The 19,825-nt window shown below is 72.7% G+C and carries 14 protein-coding genes; 3 read left to right on the forward strand and 11 right to left on the reverse strand.

What is annotated here, in order from left to right:
- Positions 1-37: 37 nt before the first annotated feature.
- From ACICHK_RS03990 to ACICHK_RS04010, 5 genes are all read right to left on the reverse strand, one after another.
- Positions 38-2,911, reverse strand: coding sequence for a hypothetical protein (locus ACICHK_RS03990; protein ID WP_406835698.1), 2,874 nt, complete (start codon positions 2,909-2,911; stop codon positions 38-40).
- 12 nt (positions 2,912-2,923) lie between these two features.
- On the reverse strand, positions 2,924-3,067 hold the full coding sequence (locus ACICHK_RS03995; protein WP_167455655.1) for a DUF6760 family protein: 144 nt from the start codon (positions 3,065-3,067) through the stop codon (positions 2,924-2,926).
- Entirely contained in the window at positions 3,064-3,549 is a 486-nt protein-coding gene (locus tag ACICHK_RS04000) for a hypothetical protein (protein WP_151473329.1), read from the reverse strand. The genes ACICHK_RS03995 and ACICHK_RS04000 overlap by 4 nt, the downstream gene beginning before the upstream one ends.
- Positions 3,549-3,992 (reverse strand): phage tail protein, encoded by a 444-nt coding sequence (locus ACICHK_RS04005; protein ID WP_151473328.1) that lies wholly within the window; start codon positions 3,990-3,992, stop codon positions 3,549-3,551. The genes ACICHK_RS04000 and ACICHK_RS04005 overlap by 1 nt, the downstream gene beginning before the upstream one ends.
- Positions 3,993-4,100: 108 nt before the next feature.
- Positions 4,101-5,675, reverse strand: a complete 1,575-nt coding sequence (locus tag ACICHK_RS04010) for a phage tail sheath family protein (protein ID WP_406835699.1) — start codon at positions 5,673-5,675, stop codon at positions 4,101-4,103.
- A gap of 181 nt (positions 5,676-5,856) precedes the next feature.
- On the opposite strand from ACICHK_RS04010, the gene ACICHK_RS04015 reads away from it, so the two are divergent.
- Both ACICHK_RS04015 and ACICHK_RS04020 read left to right on the forward strand, forming a co-directional pair.
- Positions 5,857-9,345, forward strand: coding sequence for a hypothetical protein (locus ACICHK_RS04015; RefSeq protein WP_406835700.1), 3,489 nt, complete (start codon positions 5,857-5,859; stop codon positions 9,343-9,345).
- Positions 9,346-9,348: 3 nt separating this feature from the next.
- A complete protein-coding gene (locus ACICHK_RS04020) occupies positions 9,349-9,765 on the forward strand; it encodes a hypothetical protein (RefSeq protein ID WP_406835701.1) in 417 nt (138 codons plus the stop codon).
- Between the two features lie 60 nt (positions 9,766-9,825).
- Here the strand turns inward: ACICHK_RS04020 and ACICHK_RS04025 are convergent, their stop codons facing one another.
- The 5 genes from ACICHK_RS04025 to ACICHK_RS04045 all read right to left on the reverse strand — a co-directional run bounded on the left by ACICHK_RS04025 (position 9,826) and on the right by ACICHK_RS04045 (position 17,370).
- Positions 9,826-10,557, reverse strand: coding sequence for a hypothetical protein (locus ACICHK_RS04025; protein WP_406835702.1), 732 nt, complete (start codon positions 10,555-10,557; stop codon positions 9,826-9,828).
- Between the two features lie 40 nt (positions 10,558-10,597).
- Positions 10,598-12,658 carry an ATP-binding protein gene (locus ACICHK_RS04030; RefSeq protein WP_406841158.1) on the reverse strand — a complete coding sequence of 687 codons (2,061 nt, stop codon included), beginning with the start codon at positions 12,656-12,658 and terminating at the stop codon, positions 10,598-10,600.
- A 281-nt stretch (positions 12,659-12,939) separates the two neighbouring features.
- On the reverse strand, positions 12,940-13,623 hold the full coding sequence (locus tag ACICHK_RS04035) for a DUF4255 domain-containing protein (RefSeq protein WP_406835703.1): 684 nt from the start codon (positions 13,621-13,623) through the stop codon (positions 12,940-12,942).
- Between the two features lie 19 nt (positions 13,624-13,642).
- On the reverse strand, positions 13,643-16,543 hold the full coding sequence (locus ACICHK_RS04040; protein WP_406835704.1) for an HYR domain-containing protein: 2,901 nt from the start codon (positions 16,541-16,543) through the stop codon (positions 13,643-13,645).
- 203 nt (positions 16,544-16,746) lie between these two features.
- Positions 16,747-17,370 (reverse strand): response regulator transcription factor, encoded by a 624-nt coding sequence (locus ACICHK_RS04045; protein WP_151473322.1) that lies wholly within the window; start codon positions 17,368-17,370, stop codon positions 16,747-16,749.
- 160 nt (positions 17,371-17,530) lie between these two features.
- On the opposite strand from ACICHK_RS04045, the gene ACICHK_RS04050 reads away from it, so the two are divergent.
- A complete protein-coding gene (locus ACICHK_RS04050) occupies positions 17,531-18,913 on the forward strand; it encodes a hypothetical protein (RefSeq protein WP_406835705.1) in 1,383 nt (460 codons plus the stop codon).
- A 143-nt stretch (positions 18,914-19,056) separates the two neighbouring features.
- On the opposite strand, the gene ACICHK_RS04055 is transcribed toward ACICHK_RS04050, so the two are convergent.
- Positions 19,057-19,824, reverse strand: coding sequence for a DUF4157 domain-containing protein (locus tag ACICHK_RS04055; RefSeq protein WP_406835706.1), 768 nt, complete (start codon positions 19,822-19,824; stop codon positions 19,057-19,059).
- Position 19,825: the final 1 nt, after the last annotated feature.

A 19,825-nucleotide genomic window follows, 5' to 3' on the forward strand; every position in this document is an offset into this window, starting at 1 on the left:
CCGATGCCCTGCCTTCCTGTCGGTACCGGGTGCTCTGTCAGTGCCGGATGTTCATCAAGGAGCCGGTGCGTTCACGTTCGATGCGCAGCTCCACCCTGAGCAGTCTGCTGAGAGGGGCCACCAGGGCCCGGACCAGTTCGTCCGTGACCTTGGGGGCGCCGCCCCCGCCGGTCTCCCCCGAGGTGCCGGCCGGGGCCGTCGTCCCCGGCGGCGGCTCCGCCACCGGTGGACCGGCCGGCTCGGGCCGCTCCGGCGGGTCGGCCGGCGGCTCGGTGGCCGCCACGCCCTCCTCGGCGCGTTGCACGGCGGGCGCGGTGAACTCCACGGATCCGTCCGGCATCCACCGGGCCACCCCGGCGGCGACCGCCGCGGCTCCCGCGCTGACGCCGGGCGGCGTGGAGAGTGACGGCTCCTGCCCCTGGAGGGGCGGGGACGGGGGCGTCGGCGGGACGGAGCGGCGCCCGAGCGGCGGAGCGGCACCGGGCACCGGCGCGAGCCGTTGCAGCGGGACCGCGGGGCCGAGGGCCTCCCGGCCCTGAGACGGGGCGGACGGCTGGAGGGCGCCGCCGGGGAGAGGGGCACCGGTGTCCGGGACGCCGGGGAACTCCGCGGGTCCGGGGAACCCGGGGCGGCCGGAAAGCCCGGGGACGGCGTCTCGCCGGCTCCGGGCGGGGAGGGCGCCATCGGCGAGGGCCCCCGCGCCGGGGCCCACGGACCGCTGTACGACGCCGCCCGTACCGCCGGGGGCCGCGTCGGAGTACGCGCTGCCGCCGCCGGTCGCGGTGTGCCCACCGCCGGGGCCGCCGTGGTCGTCGGAGCCGCCCGAGCCGCCCGCAGCGGCGTCGGCGGACCGGGCACGGCCTCCGGAACCGCCGGTCCCCGAAGCGGACGCCCCGCCCCCGGCCGGCTCCCACCGGACCGGGACCACGGCCGGGGGCCCGTCGGTGACCGGTGCCCCGGCGGACGGTGGCGGCACCGTGTAGAGAGGCAGCGACCGCTGTGCCACCAGCGGGAACACCGGGCCACTGCCCCGTGCCACCGTCCCGGCACCGCCCTCCGCCCCGGCCACCGGACCGGGGAGGGCGGCCTCGTCCACGGCGTCCAGCCGCCGCAGCGGCAGGGGAGCCGAGGCCGTCACCATCTCTCCCGGACCGGGCGCCTCGGACACCACCGGGTCGCTCACCGCGAGCGGGCCGGCGTCCCCGAGCAGCGGTGCCCGGCCGCCCTCCGCGGGCGCGGGCGTCACGTCGGCCGACGGAGCCGTGCGGAACGGGCTCGCGGTGACGTCCAACCGCTGCAGCGCGACCGGCCCCGACGGCGCGGTGCCACCCGTACCGGTGAACGGGCCGAAGACGTCGTCCGGTCCCGGACCGGGGCCGAGGTCCGGCCGGGGGCCGGGCGGCGAACCGGCCTCCACGGCGTCGGCACCGACGCCGGTCACCGTCCCGGGCGGTGACGCCGTGCCGAGGTCCGCCCGGTCCGTGGTCAACGGGGGTGTGTCGCCGAGCAACGGCGCGGTGCCCTCGTCCCCGGGCGACGGCGCTCCGGGCCCGGCCGGACCCGCGACGGCGTCCGGCACCGCCGGTGGCCGCGGGACGCCCAGGGGCTGCGGGATCCGGGACACCACGGGCTCCTCCACGGTCCGGGAGACGTACGGCCCGGACGGGGCGGAAGGGGACGCGGCGGACCCGGCCGGGGGCGCCGCCGGGCCCGGGAGCGGCAGGGCGGTGGGCGGCAGCGCGGGGAGCGGCTCGCCGAGACCCCGGTGACGCGGACGCGGCGGGGCCGTGACATCACGCTGCACGGCGGGCCGCACGACGGGCCCGGTGCCGTCCGCTCCGCCGACGAGCGGAGCGGTGGCGGTGCCCGGTCCCCGGTCGGCGGCCGTGCCGGTGCGCGGCACGGTGAGCGGAAGCGGGAGCGGGGCGGTGTCCCCCGGCGTCGACGGCCGGGCGGTGTCCGCCGCCCCGGTCCGCTGGACGACGCCGTCCTCCCCGTCCCGCTCCGTGGGCGTGCCGGGCGTGGCGAGCAGATCGGCGACGGGCTCGGCCGGTGCGTCCGGGGCCAGGGGACCGGGGCGTTCGTCCGGCTCGGCCGGAGCGACGGCCGCGAGTTCCCGCGCCGGTACGCCCGGCGGTTCCGCGACGGTCAGGGGGCGGGCGGGAGCGGGGGCCGCCGGGGAGGACGGCACGCGCATGACCATCACCGGAGCGGGCGGCACCGGGCCGGCCGGGGCGACGGTCGCCCGCTGGAGCGGCACAAGAGGAAGCGGCGCCGGTCCGGGAGGGGACGAGACCGGGATCGGGGCCGGCGTCGGTATCGGGACCGGGGCCGGGCTCTGCGCGTGGCCCGGGTCACGCGCCGTGCTCCCGGCCGGGGACACCGACCGGAAGACGACCGGGCCACCCGCGCCGTGCGGGTCACCCGACCGGTCCGCGGACCCTCCGTGATCACCCTGGCGGTCACCGGCCCCGGGGGCGACGGCCGAAGCGGCGCCGGACTCGCCCGCCCACGCCGACACCGGGTCCTGCACGGCCCGCGGTGCGCCGAGGGCGGGCGCCTGGGGCCGTACGCCCGTACGCTGCACCGGCGGCGTGGGCTGCGCCAGCCCGTGGGCGACGCCGGACGGCGCCTGTGCGCTGACGAGATGGCCGAGCGGTCCGGTGACCGTCGGGTCCTGCCAGGTACCCAGCCGTCCGCCGAACCCGCCGGGGTCGGTGACCAGCCCCATGGGCGCGCCCAGCGTCCGTTGCACGGGGGGCGTGGACCGCCAGCCGGCCGTGGCCGGTACGCCCGTCACCGCGTCCGGTCCGGCAGGGGTCGTCCCGGCGTCGACGCCGGCTCGCACCGTGGGCTCCGTGGCGCCCCGCGAGCCTTTGTCACTCCTCGTCAGCCAGGACAGCAGTCCCATCTCGGTGTCCTCTCACCGCCCGTTGAGACGGGCGATCTGCTCGACGTACCGCTGCCGTTCGGGGTGTTCCAGATCGAGCAGCTCGTCCAGTGGCCAGTGGAAGTGGTAGGCCAGGTACGCGATCTCCTCGTAGAGGCGCTCGACCGCGTACGTCACGATTCCCCCAGGCGGCCCCCGGCGAGGTCCACGGCGAAGTGTTCCTGGCAGGAGGGGCAGGTGACCGCGGCGCGGGTGTGGCCCTCCGCGTTGATCCGCCGGTAGAAGTCCTGGAGGAAGGCGAGGTCCGAGGCGAACAGGTCTTCCACGATGCCCGCGTGGACGTCCTCGACGGTGCCGAGCCGGGTGATCACCCGGGCGATCAGCACCACCGACAGGTACGCGGAGTTCTCCCGCACCCGGTCGTCCCGCAGCGGGATGAGCTCGTCCCGGGCGGTGGCCAGCCGCATCACACCGTGCCGGTGCACGGTGCCGGACTCGTCCACGTACCCCCGGGGCAGTTCGAAGGCGAACTCGGTGCGGAGCGTGTCACGCCCCGCACCGCCCGGGCCCTCGCCCGGTCCCTGGACGTGGTCCTGCCCCGGTGCGTCCGGGAACTGCTGTGCCGCAGGCCGCGCCTGGGCGGGCATCGCCCTGCGCATCACTCGACTTCCATGCTCTCGTACGTGATCGAGAGCTTCTCGGTGAGGACGGAGGTGTCGCCCGCCTTGAGGGTGCCGATCTCCAGCGACTTCGGCCAGGCGTTGACCAGCTGGTACCGCTTGATCGCGCTGCCCTCGTAGTCGTAGACGATGATCGCGCCGTTCTTGCGGGCGTCGCTCATCTTCCCGAACCGGGACGACTTGATCCATTTCTCGAAGCTGTTGTCCTCGGTCAGACCGCGGGTGACGGTGACCTCGCCGGCCTTGGGGCGGCCCGGCAGCTTCTTGACGGCGTACTTGCCGTCGGCGGTGTTCTGTTTGAGCTCGATGACGTCCTGTTCCATCTTCAGGCCGCTGACCTCGGTGATCTGCTTGATCACCACGCCGTCGAACTCCAGCCCGAAGGAATGGCCGACAGAGCTGTCAAGTTCGGGAAGTGCCATCCCAGCCTCCATGGCTCATCTGGTGTGGGGAGCGGCGGTTCTCCGTCGCCCCGGGACCGATCGGCGGGCGGCCCGTCGCCGTGGGACCGTGACCCGCCTGCCGCCCTGCTACTCGTCGACCGATCCCGTGCCGCCCGACAGCTGTGCCAGCCGGAACACCACGAACTCGGCGGGCTTGACCGGGGCGATCCCGACCTCGCAGACGACCTGGCCGGAGTCGATGCTCTCGGCGGGGTTGGTCTCCCGGTCGCACTTGACGTAGAAGGCCTCGTCCGGGGTGAGCCCGAACAGGGCGCCCTTGCGCCACTCGTTGACCAGGAACGCCGAGATGGTGCGCCGGATACGCGCCCACAGGGCGTCGTCGTTCGGTTCGAAGACGACCCACTGGGTGCCCGTCAGGATCGACTCCTCGATGTAGTTGAAGAGCCTGCGTACGTTCAGGTACCGCCAGGCGGCGTCGGAGGAGAGGGTGCGGGCGCCCCACACCCGGATCCCGCGGCCCGGGAAGGAACGGACGCAGTTGACGCCGATCGGGTTCAGCAGGTCGTGCTCGCCCTTGGTGATCTGCGTCTGGAGGCCGACCGCGCCCCGCAGGACCTCGTTCGCCGGCGCCTTGTGCACACCGCGCGACGCGTCGTTGCGCGCCCATACTCCGGCGATGTGTCCGCTGGGCGGAACGAAGGTGTTGCGGCCCACCGACGGGTCGAAGACCTTGATCCACGGGTAGTAGAGCGTCGCGAACTTCGAGTCGAAGCCGGCCGTGTCCATCCGCCAGTCCTTGATCTGCTGCGGTGACAGTCCGGGGGGAACGTCCAGGATGGCGACCCGGTCGCCCATCAACTCGCAGTGGGCGATCAGGGCCTGCTGCACCGAGATGACGGTCTCGGCGTCGAGGATGCCGCGCTGATGGGCACTCATCAGGTCGGGCACGGACACCATCGTGATCTCGTCGATGGCCTCCAGCCCGCCGAAGCCCGTCCGCTGGTCCGCGTCACCGATGTAGTCGTCGGCCGACAGTTCGACCGTGCCGGAGGCGGCCGGTGCGGGGGCCGCGGGGGACCCCCCGGCGAGGACGACCGTGCCGGAGTCGGGCTTCGTCGACGCGGCGGCCCGGCTGACCTCCTCCAGGACGATGATCTGCGACTTCTCCTTGACCTTGGTGACGACGTTGTCCTTGCCGCGGCGGGCGGACACCGAGGGGTAGGTCTCCTTCTCCTCCCCGTCCACCTTGACCACCAGCTTGAACGCCTCGTTCGGCGGTGCCTCGCCGTCGGCCCCGCCGACCTCGACCGTGATCTCACCGGTGACTCCCGGCAGCGCCCGGACCCGGAACCCGCCGAGCAGCGCCTCGGCCGCGGACCCGCCGCTCGCCGTTCCGCCCGCGACCCCGGCGGGCGGTTCTCCCGGGACGCCGTCACCGCTGCCGCCGATCCGGACGACGTAGCAGTTCCCGCCCCCGTTGGCGAAGTACCCGTACACGGCGGACGCCAGATAGGAACCCTCGACGAAGTCGCCGAAGACACCCGCGTACTGGCTCCAGTTGGTGACGAGCGTCGGCTCGTTCAGGGGCCCTTGCGGGGCGAAGCCCAGAAACGCGGCGACCGAGGTGCCCACTCCCTCGATCGGCCGTGCCCCGGCCTCCACTTCCTCGACGTAGACGCCCGGGGACAGATACGACGGCATACCCACTCCTCCTTGACCAGCGGCCGAAGCCGATTCTGACTCCGGTCCCGATCACCCGGAACGCGTCGTCGGGCCGCGCCGCGGTGCACAGCCCGCTGCCCGATGAGGCAAGTCGCCCTTCCCCCGGCCGTACCCGCCGTTCTCGTGTACGACGTGGCCACGAACACGAACACTTGCGGCCATGAAGGCGGTGCCGGACAAAAAGACCAGCACGAGGACCGGCGCGGCGCCGGCCCGCCCGACCGTCCCTGCCCAGGCCCAGGCCCAGGACCGGTCCACGGCCGAGGGGTCCGGATCGCCCACCACGGTGGCCGGGCCGGAGAACTCCCCTTCCGCCGGACTCGCCCCGCAACAGCTGCGTCTGCTGCAGGCACGGGCGGGGAACGCGGCGGTGGCTCGGCTGGTCGCGCAGCGCCAGACCGCGGCTCCGCCGTCCACGACCGCCCCTGCCCCGTCCCCCGTGGAAGCCCCTGCCCCGTCCTCCTCGGAGGCCCCGGCTCCGCCGGTCAAGCCGCCGCCGTCCGCGTCGCCCGCGTTCCAGGACCTGAGGTCCGAGGTGCGGGCGAAGAAGACCGCGGCCTCCCGGCACGCTCCCGCCGCGGCGGAGTCGAAGGCCGCGCAGGACGCCGCCGTCGCCCCGCCGGACGACAAGCAGGCCCAGGGCAAGGCCGCGCAGGCCGAGAAGATGAACGCCGCCAAGCCCGGCACCTTCGACAAGGCCGCCTTCGTCGCCGCCGTCAACCAGGCCATCGCGGCCCAGGCTCCGAAGAACCTCGACGAGGCCGACCACTTCTCCGGGTCCGGCAAGGCCGCGGCCGTCAAGGATCAGGTCAGCGGCCAGGTCAGCCAGGGGAAGGCCGCCTCCGCCAAGGAGATCGACACCGCCACCAAGGCGGCCCCGGACCTGTCCGCGGCCAAGGACAAGCCGGTCACCCCGCTCAGCCCCGACGCTCCCCCGCCCGTCCCCGGCACCCCGAACCCGGCGGGCGCGGTCCCGGCCAGGCAACCGGACGCGGTCACCGACTTCTCCGGCGGCCCGCGGCAGATCGACCAGCAGATGGCCGACGCCGAGGTCACCGAGGACCAGCTCGCCAGGAGCAACGAGCCCCAGTTCACCGACGCCCTCGGCGCGAAGAAGGAGGGCGAGAGGCACTCCGCGGCGGCACCGGGACAGGCCCGCGGCGCCGAGGCGAAGCAACTGGCCGCGGCCAAGCAGGGCGCGGCGGCCGCCGGCGCCCAGGCCATGACCGGCCTCGCCGCCGCCCGGACCGCCACCGGCAAGCAGGTCGACGGCGGCAAGGGCGCCACCAAGTCCGCCGACGAACGCAAGCGCGCCGAGGTCACCGCCCGTCTGCAGAAGGTCTTCGACACCACCAAGGCCGACGTGGAGAAGACCCTGTCGGGCCTGGACAAGCTGGTGGACGAGAAGTTCACCGCGGGCGAGAAGGCCGCGCGGGACGCGTTCACGGCCGACCACAAACGCCGGATGGACGCCTACAAGGACAAGCGCTACTCCGGCTTCACCGGCAAACTCAGGTGGGTCAAGGACAAGTTCGCGGGCATGCCGGAGGAGGCCAACCAGCTCTTCCAGGAATCACGCAAGCTCTACGTCGCGCGGATGCAGCAGGTCATCTCCTCCGTCGCCGACGTCATCGGCGCCGAACTCGGCAGGGCCAAGGAGCGCGTCGCGCGCGGCCGGGCCGAACTCAGAGCGGAGGTCGACAAGCTCCCCGCCGACCTGAGGAGGTTCGGCCAGGACGCCGCCAAAGACTTCACGGAGAAGTTCGACGGACTGGACGCCGACGTCAACGCGAAGTCGGACCAACTGGTCCAGGACCTCGCCCAGAAGTACACCCAGGCGCTGAACGCGGTCGACGACGAGATCAAGAAGCTCCAGGAGGAGAACAAGGGCCTGGTCGCCAAGGCCAGGGACGCCGTCGTCGGCGTCATCCAGACCGTCATCGAGCTGAAGAACATGCTGCTCGGTGTCCTGGCGAAGGCCGCCTCCGCGGTGATGAAGATCCTCAAGGACCCCATCGGGTTTCTCCGCAACCTGGTCGGCGCCGTCAGCGCCGGTCTCCGGCAGTTCGTCGGCAACATCGCCGAACACCTGAAGAAGGGCCTGGTCTCCTGGCTGCTGGGCGCGGCCGCCGGTGCCGGCCTCAGCCTGCCCGCCAGGTTCGACCTCAAGGGCGTCATCCAGCTCATCGCCGGTCTGCTGGGGCTGACCTGGTCCAACATCCGTGCCCGCATCACCCGCAAGGGCGTCCCCGACCGGGCGGTCAGCGCCGCCGAGCAGTCCGTACCCGTCGCCCAGGCTCTCCAGCGCGAGGGCCCGGCCGGTGCCGTCGAGCACATCAAGGCGTCCGTGGGCGACCTCAAGTCGACGATCCTCCAGAAACTCACCGCCTACCTGATCCCCACCGTCATCGTCGCCGGCATCACCTGGATCACCTCCCTGCTCACCCCGGCCTCGGCCTTCGTCCGCGCCGTGAAGGGCATCATCGACCTCGTCACGTTCGTGGTGACCCAGGGCGGCCAGATCGTCCAGTTCGTCAATTCGATCCTGGACGCGGTCGTCGCCATCGCCAACGGCGGCGGAGGCGGCGTCCCCGCCCTCATCGAGGGCGCCCTCGCCGCCTCCGTCCCCGTCCTCATCGGCTTCCTCGCCGCCCTGCTGGGCATCGGCAACCTCGCGGGCAAGGTCCGCCAGGTCTTCACGGCGGTCGCCCGCCCGGTCAACAAGGCCATCGACAGGATCGTCGACTTCATCGCGAAGGCGGCGAAAAAACTGTGGTCGAAGTTCAAGCGGAAAACGGGGAAGCGCGAGGGAAGCGAACAGTCGCCGGATTCCGCAAAACACGATGGGCCTCTCAGCCCGTCCGAGGTGAAGGCGAAGGCCTCTCGTGAACTGCGGGCCAGACTCGCCTCCGGAGTGAACTCGGCGGACCATCTGCAATCCGTGGTTCAGGATGTCCACCGCACCAACAGTCCGCTGGGCCTTCACAGGATCGACGTCAGGCCGGGCACCTTCGGAGTGTTCAATGTCTACGTAGCCGCGTCACCTGAGGAATTGGCTACCACCGCCGAGTTCGACAAAGCCATCAAGTTCCGCAAGAAGGACTTCGCCGTACGCGTATCGAAGAAAACGGGACGGGCGACCGGAATTCCGCACACAGCCTTGGTGGGCAAATGGAACGGCGAGCCCCTGCCCCGGCAGGAAAGCTTCGACAAGGACCACCACGCCGAGGACGTACTCACCGCCTTCATCGAGGCGAACCGGGACCGACTGCCCAGCGCCCCGGCTGGCCAGAAGGACCGACTGAACGTGACGATCACCAAGAGTCCGTGCGAGCGCTGTGGCGTACGACTGCATTCGTACGCTTCCACGAAGAATGTCCACCTGACCCTGTCCATGATCGGCCTCTATCGGGGCAAGGGGACCAACGAGGAGAAACAGGCCAGCATCGATGCCATGATCAAGCTGCGGAGCGAAGGGCACGAGCTGCGCGTACCCACCTTGGCGGAAGTGTTGAGCGAGTACGGCGGCGAGGAACTCGACGAAACCTCAATAAAGGCGCTGCAGGGCCGACTTGACGGCCTCAAACCCATTGTCGAAAATATCAATGCCGAAGCGGCAAAAATGGACGCGATCAAGGCTGGTACCTGACGCATGACGACATCACCCGGACAGAATGATCTGATCGACGAAATCCAGGGACGACTGGAGAGCCAGGGATGGCGCGCGGACAGCGGTGAAGGGTGGCGTTGGGTCGACCATACGTACCAGAACGAGAGCGCGACGCTACGGATCCGCTACCTGCCCAAGGTCGACGTACTCCGGTTCGATTTCGAATCCGAGGAGCACCTGGCGCAGCTCTCCATCGCCTTCGAGGATTCCCCCCGCGAGATTCTTGATTTGATCATCCGTGACCAGTCGTCGCTGTCGGAGGAGACCTGGCGGGCGTTCATCGCTTCGCTGATCGAGCTGTCTCCCCGGCTCCTCTCGCTGGCCGACGAGGACGACGAGGAAATCATCACCGATCCGGAAGGGGGCGCGGCAGCGCTGCACGAGATCGAGTGGGAGTGAAAAGCCGCCGTATGGATCCGCAGCGGACCCGTCGTCGGCGAGAAGCCCCGCGGCAGCCGCCTACCCCGTCCACCACACCGCCTTGTTCGTGTCGTAGTCGCGGCTGGCGCTGTGGGCGGCTCGGGTGCCGCCGTTGCAGGGCTGGGCGCACAGGACGCGCAGGTTGGCGACGTCGTTGGCCCAGCGTTTCGCCTCCGCGCGGGTGATCGCGCTGACATTGCGGCCGTCGACCTGCCAGTTCACCGCCGTGGCGTTGGCCTGGACGTAGGCGATGATCTCCGTGATGTGGTCGATGGTGACGTGGCGGTTGCCGTCCGCCGGCGTCGCGTCGCTCAGCCTGGGAATGTACGTGCCGCACTCCGCGCACGCGTACTCGGTCCGCCCGTTCGCGTTCTGGCTGGGCGCCGCGTCCAGCACGGCGGTCGTCGTCGCGGGGGTGAATCCGATGTCGTCCCGGGTGCCGCTCCAGATGATCTCGTCCCTGGGGCCCCGGCTCGGGAGCTCCGGGGCCCGGGGCATGTCGGGGTCGAAGCCCTGCGCGGCCTGCTGCCGGGCGGACACCGGTCGGTTGCCGTACGGGGAGTCGGAGACCGCCTTGCGTTTGGGCCGCTGTGGACCGAGCATCCGCTGGGCGGTCACCAGTTGCACCACCGCCGCGTTGCCGGCCGTCCGTTGCAGGGCGGACAGGGCGGCGAGCGGCGAGGCGCACGGTTCACCGGCGCGCACGGCACCCGCGGGACGGCGTGTCCGCTCCGGGGCCTGCTCCGCCGGCCGTTCGTCATGGGCGCGCACAGCGGTCCTCCTCCGATCGGTCGGTCGGTCGGTCGGTCGGTCATGGAACGAGCAGGTCGACGTACGGGCCGAACTCGCTGGCCAGCGTGAGCCGGCCGAGTTTCTGGTACTCGCGCTGGATGGCGTGGATCAGCTGCCGCATGGTCAGTGGTGAGCCCGCGTCGGCGGTGAGGTAGGCGGCGGTGACGGCGATGGAGCGGATGTTGCCGCCGGCGAGTTCGAAGGAGTCGGCGCAGAAGGGGAGGTCCAGGTCGTCGGCGCCCGGCATGAGGGGGGCCAGGCAGCGCCGCCAGAGGGCGAGGCGCCGGTCGGCGTCGGGGACGGGGAAGTCGATGACCAGGTCGAGGCGGCGGGTGAAGGCGTCGTCGAGGTTGGCACGCAGGTTGGTGGCGAGGATCGCGAGGCCGTCGAAGGACTCCATGCGCTGGAGGAGGTAGGCGCTCTCGACGTTCGCGTAGCGGTCGTGGGCGTCCTTGACCTCGGAGCGCTTGCCGAAGATGGCGTCGGCCTCGTCGAAGAGAAGGACCCCGTTGACCCCCGCCGCCTCGGAGAAGATGCGCTCGAGGTTCTTCTCCGTCTCGCCGACGTACTTGTCGATGACCGTGGACAGGTCGACGGTGTAGAGGTCCAGGCCGAGGTCGGCGGCGATGACCTCGGCGGACATGGTCTTGCCGGTGCCGGAGTCCCCCGCGAACAGAGCGACGACGCCCCGGCCGCGGGCGCCGCCGGGACGCATGCCCCATTCGCCGAGTACGACGTCGCGGTGGCGGGCACGGGCCGTGAGCTCGCGGAGCTGGGTCAGCGGGTCGGGGGGCAGGACGAGGTCGTCCCAGCCGACGGCGGGTTCGACGCGGCGGGCGAGCAGGTCGAGTCCGGCGGAATTCTGGGCCCGGGCGCCGCGGCGTACGTGCCCGGGGCGCAGCTCGGTGCCGTCCAGTACGGCGTTCTGGGCGGCGCTCCGGGCGGCGCGGGTGATCTGTTCGGGGTTGAGGAGGAAGGGGGCCAGGAGGTTCACGAGGTTCACGTCGGCGGGAAGCGGCTGCCCGTACGCGGTCTGCCACAGAGCGGCTCGCGCGGTCGGCTCGACGCGCGGTGCGTGCAGCAGCAACGGGGGGCGGGTGGACCAGGCCGCGTCCCACGGGATCCGTCCGACGAGGACGACGGGGACCGGGGCTTCCGTCAACTGCCTCGACAGGGCGGCCCGTTCACGGTCCCGGTCCAGGGCGTCGACCGGGACGCAGACCAGGCCCGCGCCGGTCAGCCGGGCCTCACGGACGGCGGCGCGTACGGCGTCGGCGGGGACCGGGTCACGGGTGAGGCGGGCCAGGTCCAGGGTGAGCGCGGGGCGCCCGGCCTCGGCGAGGGCGGTGGCGGCGAGGGCGGGGCCCGCGCCGCCCTGCTCCTCCCGCAGATAGACCAGCGGGATCCCGGCGGTGAGGGCCCGGGCCAGCGGGGCGGCGTCGCCCGCGCCGGGCACGGGCGGGGCCGGGGTCAGCAGGTCGGCGACCCGGGGGTCGGGGGTGTCGTCGCCGAGCAGGTGTGCGGTGATCCGGTCCGGTACGCGCAGGGCGCGCCCGAGGAACGGGCGGTCCGGATCCTCGACGATCAGCAGGCCGCCGGAGAGCAGCGGCGCGCCGGCGCCGAGGCGGGCGCGGGCGGAGGCGTCCGCCGGGGACAGTCCGCACAGCTCCAGGGCCAGACCGACGGAGGGCCGACGCCGGGTGACGTCGTCGTTGAGGTAGCCGTAGAAGGACTCGAACCGGGCGTCCAGATCGGGCAGGAGGGCGATGAGCAGGATCTCGACGTCGAGGTCGGTCAGGTCCAGGCCGGCCGTGAGGCGGCGCAGGCTGGTGGGCGGCTCGGCGGCGCCGGCCCGCGTCTCGGCCTCGGCGTGCCGGGCGGCGTCCGTGCGGTCGGGGGCGGCGGGACGGGGTGGCGTGTCGAGGAGGCGGCCGACGGCCTCGTCGGTGAGGTAGAGCCCCCGGAAGGCGTCGTCGGGATTGGGGTCGGTCCGTCTGCGGGCGGCGACGGCACGGCGTACCCGTTCCTCGACGAGGACCACCCGGTCCAGCAGGTGGCGAAGGCTGGGGTTCTCGGCGATGGGAGGCTCCTCGCTCCGCTCGGTGGGCGCGGGTGGGGTGGCGCGGCTCGTGGGTGGCCGGCCGCACGGTTGCCGGCCCCTCACGGGGCGCGGTGCCGTGCCGGGCCCGGCACGGCCGCGAGTGCGGCACGGGCGGGCCCGCGCCGGGTCCCGGTGTCACCACCGGCCCCGGCGATCCGGGACGACACCGGCGCCGGGCACGGGCGACGCGGCGTCGGCTCGTCCGCCACGTCTCCGTGCCGGGGCGCGACACGTGTCCCGGAGGTCCCGGCGGTTCCCGCTCATTCACGGACGCGCCGGGACAGCGCCGGCCGCGGGCGGCGCGGTGCCGCCGGCTCGTCCGCCTCCCGTGCTCCCGTGGCGCCCTGCCCGGTGTGCTCGGTGTGCTCCGTGTTCTCCACTCCGAGTCGCAGGCCGCCCTCCTCGGTGACCGGCGGCCCCACCGGAACGGTCCCCGTGCCGACGAGGGGGACGCTGACCACGAGGTCGAGGGAGGGCTTCAGCTCACCGCCGAGCGCGCTCCACACGTCCGCGAACGACCGGTCCTCGGGAGGCGGCAGCGCGATCGTCATCGGCACCGGCAGCGGAAGCCCGGCCAGTGAACCGGTCAGGTGCTCGGTGGGCATGGCGTCGCTGCCCAGCAGGCACAGCAGGAGGGACGACAGCAGGCGGTGTTCGTCCTCGGGACGCCGGGTCCAGGCGGTGATCAGGTAGGACAGCTTGAAGTACCGGGGCGGGCGGTGCCGGGCGACGACGGTGCCGCGCTCGTCGTACTCGTTGGACAGGCCGCGGGAGCGGCGGCGCATGTCCTCCCGGATGTCGTAGAGGTACAGGTTGACGGTGGGCGCGTTGACCTTGGCCGCCCACTCGCGGGTGGGCGCGTCGAACACGACGCTGACCTGTGTGCCGCCCAGGGCGTCGTTGCGGACGAGGGAGCGCAGTGCGTCGTCCACCTCGTGGATCACGGTTCCACCTCCGTCGTGGTCATCCGCGGCCGCTGAAGTCGGGGGGCTGGAGGCTGCGGGGCACGACGAGGACCTTCTCCGTGCCGACCGGGTCGTACCCGGGCCCCGTCGCGCGCAGCAGCCGCGATCCGGTCCGGTCCTTGCGCAGGACGAGGACCTGGGTGCGGAACGTCCCGTCGGCCTCCACCCGCACCGGAACCGTCGCGGCGGTGATGCCCGCGCTCCACTTCAGACCCACGACGGTCCCGGCCGGGAAATCGCGGCCCTCGGCGAGGACGACGTCGCCGAGCCGGGCGACGAGGGGTTCGACGGTCAGCACGGGCTGCAGGACGCGGAGCCGGGCCGTGTCGGTGTTGTTGGCGGGGACCGGGTCGGTCGGTGTGCCGGCGACCCGGGCCGTCAGGGTGCCGCTGGTGGCCTTGTCGTACGACAGCCGGGTGGTGACCTGGATCCGGCCGCCGGCCTTCAGGGCGCAGGGGTCGGCGGTGGTGCAGCGGTCCTGGGGGCTCACCACGGTGGCAGTCCCGGGGGATGCGGCGGTCAGGACGACGTCCGTCGCGTCGTCCGGTCCGGCGTTGGTGAGGGTGAACGTCGCCGTGACGGTGCCGCCGGTGAAGGCGGGCTGCGGGCCGGCGGCGGCGGTCACGGCGAGGTCGGCGGCGGGCGGGACGGGGCCGGGCGTCATCAGGATGACGGTCACGACGGCGGTGTCGGTGCCGGTGTTGCCCGCCTTGTCGGTCGCCGTACAGGTGACCGTGGTCCTCCCGACCGGGAAGGTGGAACCGGAGGGCGGGGCGCACTTGGTGGGGAGGGTGCCGTCGACGAGGTCCTGGGCGGTGGAGGTGTAGCGGACGGGGGCACCGCTCGGGTTCATGGTCCGCACGGTCCGGTCGTCCACCCGGACGACGGGCTTGCCGTCGTCGACGACGGTGAAGACGGCGGTGTCGGTGCCGGTGTTGCCCGCCTTGTCGGTCGCCGTGCAGGTCACGGTGGTCTTCCCGACCGGGAAGGTGTAGCCGGACGGGGGCATGCAGGTGACGGACACGGCTCCGTCGACGAGGTCCTGGGCCGTGGCGGTGTACTCGATCACGGCGCCGTCGGGTCCGGTGGCCGGCTCGGTGCGGTCCTCCACGGTGACCACGGGCGCGGTCGTGTCGACCACCGTGATCACGGCGGTGTCGGTGCCGGTGTTGCCCGCCTTGTCGGTCGCCGTGCAGGTCACCGTCGTCGGGCCGAGCGGGAACACCGAACCCGACGGCGGGACGCAGGTGACCGGCACCCTCCCGTCGACCTTGTCCTCCGCCGACGCGGGATACTCCACCGTCGCGCCGTCAGGACCGGTCGCCTCCACGGTCCGGTCGTCGACGGTCACGATGGGCGCGGTCGTGTCGACGACGGTGACGACGGCACTGCCCGTACCGGTGTTCCCGTGGGAGTCCGTCGCCGTGCAGGTCACCTTGGTCTCCCCGAGCGGGAACACCGAACCCGACGGCGGGACGCAGGTGACCGGCACCCTCCCGTCGACCTTGTCCTCCGCCGACGCGGGATACTCCACCGTCGCGCCGTCAGGACCGGTCGCCTGCGCGGTGCGGTCCTCGACGGTGACGACGGGGCCGGTCGAGTCGGTCACCGTGATCACGGCCGTGTCGCGGCCGGTGTTGCCCGCCCTGTCGGTCGCCGTGCAAGTGACCGTGGTCCTCCCGATCGGGAAGGTGGAGCCGGGGGGCGGCTCGCACCTCACCGGTACGTCGCCGTCGACGTTGTCGTACGCGGTGACCGGGTAGTCGACGAGCGCGCCGTCCGGGCCGGTGGCCTCCACCGTACGGTCGTCGACGGTCACCGAGGGAGCGGTCACGTCGTCGACGGTGATGCGGATCTGCTCCCGGAAGTCCGGATCGGCCGCGGAGCCGAGGGAGAACTGGACCGTACAGGACAGCGTGGCACCCTGCGGCGCGTCCGGGGACACCGTGATCCGCTCGCTGAAGGAGGCGGTCTGACCGCTGGTCACCTGGACGCTCTCCGGGGACAGGGAGACGCTCAGCGAGCGGTCGCAGTCGACGAGCTGGTGACCGACGGAGACGAGGAGGTTCGTCAGGCCCTGGACGATGGCGTTCGACACCTGGTCCGTGTCGATGCCCTGGAGGTACGTACCGCCGGTGGCCCGGGTGACGAGGGTGGCCTGGCCGTTCTGGCTGTCGAGTCCGTTGCCGCTCACGGAGACGGCGAGCACCTTCACACCACGGCCCTGGAGCTCCCCGACGACGTCGGTGAACCTGTGCCCGTTGCTGGGGTCGTGGGTGGGGGCGTCACCGACCAGCACCACGATGGGGCTGGCGCCGTCCCGGAACGTGTTCCGGCCGCCGACGCCGGTCGCCACCTCGTGGAGGGCGTTCCCCCAGTCCTCCGGCACGTCGTCGCCGTCGGAGGCGGTCAGGGCGTTCACGCCCCGCTGGATGGCGTCGCGGTCGGTGGTGAACGGCTGGTGCAGGAAGAAGAGCCTGCTTCCACCGACGTCCCTCGCGTCGCCGTAACTGGCGACGGCGAACCGGGAATCGGGCTGCACGGCGAAGACCCGGTCGACGATCGTCGGCAGGTTGTTCTTCACGTTGCCGATGGCACCGCCCATGCTCCCGGTGTTGTCCACCAGCAGCACGACGTCCGGCTTGGGCGGCACCGCCGGGGTCCGCACCTGCTTGTCCACGGTGATCGAGGCACCGGGGGCCAGCGACCGTTCCACCAGCGCCGGTGTGACCGGAGGTGCCGGGGACACTGCCGAGGACACGGACGGTGAGGCCGAGGAGGACGGCGAGGGCGAGGCCGTCGTCCGGGCCCGCGGCGTCGGGTCGGCGATGCCGGCTCCCATCGCGCCGAGCCCGAGGACCGCGGCCATCAGGCCCGCACGCAGCCGCAGCAACCGCACGACATCCCCTCCCAGATCGGCGTCCGCCCCACCGTCCCCGGCACCACCCTTCGGCGGAGCGGCGCTTGGGACACCCCCCGGGGAAGCGCGGCCTGCCCCTCCGGGCAATCCGCCCCTCCCCCAGGGCCCTTCCGCAGCGACGCCGCGACGAGCCGTCGGAGGGCCCGACGGGCCGCCTCCTTCGGATCAGCGGGCCGCCTCCTTCAGATCAGCCCCTGCCGGAGCGCGTAGGCGACGACGTGCGAGCGGTTGCGCAGGTGCAGCCGGGTGACGAGTTCGTGCAGGATGTTCTTGATGGTGCGTTCGGAGTACGCGAGTTTCGAGGCGATGTCCCCGGTGTCGTACCCCTCGGCGACGAGTCGGACGACCTCGATCTCGCGGTCGGTGAGCCCGCTGAAGTTCAGGCCGCGCGGCGCCAGGACCTGGCTCTGCAGCTGGCCGACCTGCTCCAGCAGGCGGCCCAGCAGATCGGCGGGAACGCATCCCTCTCCCCTGGCCACCGCGTTGATCACCTGCACCAGCCGCTCCGGCGTCGCCTCGGACCGGCGCAGGATGCCCGCCACTCCGCACTCGGCGGCACCGACCAGCTGCTGGTCGTCGATGCGGGTGGCGATCAGCGCCATCCGGGCCGCCGTCGTCCGCCGGATGTGCCGGAGGATCCGCAGCGATTCCTCGTCTATGGTCTCCACGACGACCACCACCACCGCGGCGGCCGTTTCCTCCCCCTCTTCCTGCAGCCGGATCTCCGGCCGGGGCCGCAGCTGTGAGGCGACCCCCGCTCTGGAGATCGGGTCATCCGCGCGCAGGCACACGACTATCCGGTCCACCACGGTCTCCCCCCTGGTCAAGCGCCTCTCGGCGCGTCGAGCAGTATGCGGCAGGCGACTCCACACGAAGTCAACAAGGCATCAATGGGCACATCAGCTTCCCGAAAGTCTTCCTGAGAGGCCCGTGTAGCCCGCCGTCACCGGTCTTACCGTGCCGCTCATGACAACTGCGGCGAGCCTGGACACGACCGCTGTGACGGTCGAGCCTGGTGGGCGGACGGAAGTGCCCCTCCAGATACGCAACTCCGGCAGCACGGTGGAGGAGTACCGCTTCGAGGTCGTGGGCCCGGCGGCGGCCTGGGCGACCGTCGAACCGGCGAGCCTTTCGCTGTTCCCGGGCAGTACGGGCACCGCGGTCCTCGCGCTGAGCCCGCCCCGGAGCTCGGAGGCACTGGCCGGGGACGTCCCGTTCGGGGTACGGGTGGTGCCCACCAGCGCTCCCGACACGACGGTGGTGCCCGAGGGCGTCGTCACGGTCCTGCCGTTCGCCTCGATCACCGGGGAGCTGGTGCCCCGCGGGTTCGACGGCGCCTGGCGCGGCCGTACGGACGTGGCCGTCGACAACCACGGCAACACTCCGATCACCGTGCAACTGGCGGCCCAGGGGGACAGCTCCCGGGTGCGGCTGAGCCTCTCCCGGGAGACCGTCGAACTGCTGCCGGGCGCGGCCGAGCTGTCGCGGCTCACCCTGCGTCCGACGCGACGGCTGTGGCGCGGCACTCCCGTCGTGCATCCCTTCCAGGTGGTGGTGACGCCCGCGGGCGACCTGCCGCACGAGGCGGTGTCCCTGGACGGCACCTACCAGCAGAACGCGATACTGCCCCGCTGGCTGCCGCGCGCGCTGATGGCGGCGGTGGCCGCGGTGGTGGCCCTGGCCGTCCTGTGGTTCGCCCTGCTGCGCCCGGTGGTGCGGTCGGCGGCCAAGGAGGAGTCCAAGAAACAGGTGGCGGCCGCGATGTCACCGAGTCCCGCCGCGCCCGGCGCCACGGGCGGCGGGGGCGCGTCGGCGGGCGCCGGCGGAAGCGGAAAGGGACAGGACGCGGCAGGTGGTGGTTCACCGAGCCCCGGCGCCTCGGCCGGATCGACGGCCGGAAGCACCGGCGGGGGCACGGGCGGGACGGGTGGCGGAGGCACGGGAGGAAGCGGCGGCGGGGGTGCGGGGGATCCGCGCAGCGCTCAGGTCGAGGTCAAGGACTCGACGGGCGGCGATCCCACGGCCGGCACGGTGTTCCGTGTCCCGAAGGACCATGTGCTGGACCTGACGGACCTCGTGGTGCAGAACCCGCAGGGCGACTCCGGCACCGTCGTCATCGCCGCCGAGGACCGGACCCTGCTGCGGCTCGCACTGCAGAACTTCCGTGACCAGGACTACCACTTCGTCACCCCGATCGCGGTGCCCGCCGGAGGACGGATCACCATGACGGTGACCTGCGCCAAGGTGGGACAGCCGGTGGGCGCTCCGAAACCGGGCCAGTGCGAGGAGTCGGTGCTGGTCGGCGGGACGCTGCGGTCGGTGCCCAGCGCCTCCCCCTCCGCGGCCTGAGCCGACCGGACCGGCCTGAGCCGACCGGACCGGCCGGGGCCACCGGCCGGTCCGGCATCCCGGCGAGCGGGGTCGAGCCCCTACGGCGAGCCGGAACGGCCCCGGGCAGCGGCGGACTCGAGCCGGGCCCGGGGCCGTTCCGGTCACGCGTCACCCGGTTCGTCCTGCTCCTCCTCGGTCCGCTGCACGAACAGCCCCTGCACGTCGGCGGGTTGCTCGTCCTCCTGCTCGGCCTCCCGCTGAACCGCCGCGGACGGCCCGGCGACGGCCGTCGTCCCCTCCGGGGCGTGTGCGGCCGGGGCCGGGGCGGACATGACGCGTTCGGCGTTCGCGCTGGCCTCCCGCTCGTACCGGTCCGAGGGGTCGCTGACCCGGATCCCACCGGGTGCCGCGGTCCCGTCGACCGGACCGCTGCGCTGCTGGATCACATGGGTCAGTTCATGCGCGAGCGTCGTACGCCCGGCGTGGGACGACGGATCGTAGGCGTCCCGCTGGAAGACGACGTTGCTGCCGACGGTGTAGGCGTGCGCTCCGACGGACTTCGCGGACTCGTGCGCCGCGTCGCCCGTGTGCACCCGCACGTCGGAGAAGTCCGCTCCGAGCCTCGCCTCCATGTCGGAGCGGACATCGGCACCGAGGGACTGTCCGGAGCCGGATCCGATGACGTCGTGCACGGGCGAGCGCCGGTCCGAGAGGGGCTCCTCGTCCTGCTCGCGCTGCAGCATGGCGCCCACCGCGCCGTTGCCGACGGCACGCTGCAGCGTGCCCATGCCGGACGGGCCCAGGACGTCGGGGCGGCCCGCGGCCGCCGCCTTGAACAGCCTCGAGTCGTCGGTCCGGGACTGCCCGTGGCCGGCTTGCCGGTGGTCGTGATCGTGATCGTGGTCATGATCGTGCAGGTGATCGGGCATT

The sequence above is a fragment of the Streptomyces sp. AHU1 genome, assembly GCF_045343905.1.
Taxonomy (GTDB): domain Bacteria; phylum Actinomycetota; class Actinomycetes; order Streptomycetales; family Streptomycetaceae; genus Streptomyces; species Streptomyces triticiradicis.

Excerpts from the sequence above, each read along its gene's own strand:
- ACICHK_RS03990 (WP_406835698.1), bottom strand. The coding sequence starts at position 2,911 with ATGGGACTGCTGTCCTGGCTGACGAGGAGTGACAAAGGCTCGCGGGGC.
- ACICHK_RS04000 (WP_151473329.1), bottom strand. The coding sequence starts at position 3,549 with ATGCGCAGGGCGATGCCCGCCCAGGCGCGGCCTGCGGCACAGCAGTTC.
- ACICHK_RS04005 (WP_151473328.1), bottom strand. The coding sequence starts at position 3,992 with ATGGCACTTCCCGAACTTGACAGCTCTGTCGGCCATTCCTTCGGGCTG.
- ACICHK_RS04010 (WP_406835699.1), bottom strand. The coding sequence starts at position 5,675 with ATGCCGTCGTATCTGTCCCCGGGCGTCTACGTCGAGGAAGTGGAGGCC.
- ACICHK_RS04015 (WP_406835700.1), top strand. The coding sequence starts at position 5,857 with ATGAAGGCGGTGCCGGACAAAAAGACCAGCACGAGGACCGGCGCGGCG.
- ACICHK_RS04020 (WP_406835701.1), top strand. The coding sequence starts at position 9,349 with ATGACGACATCACCCGGACAGAATGATCTGATCGACGAAATCCAGGGA.
- ACICHK_RS04050 (WP_406835705.1), top strand. The coding sequence starts at position 17,531 with ATGACAACTGCGGCGAGCCTGGACACGACCGCTGTGACGGTCGAGCCT.
- ACICHK_RS04055 (WP_406835706.1), bottom strand. The coding sequence starts at position 19,824 with ATGCCCGATCACCTGCACGATCATGACCACGATCACGATCACGACCAC.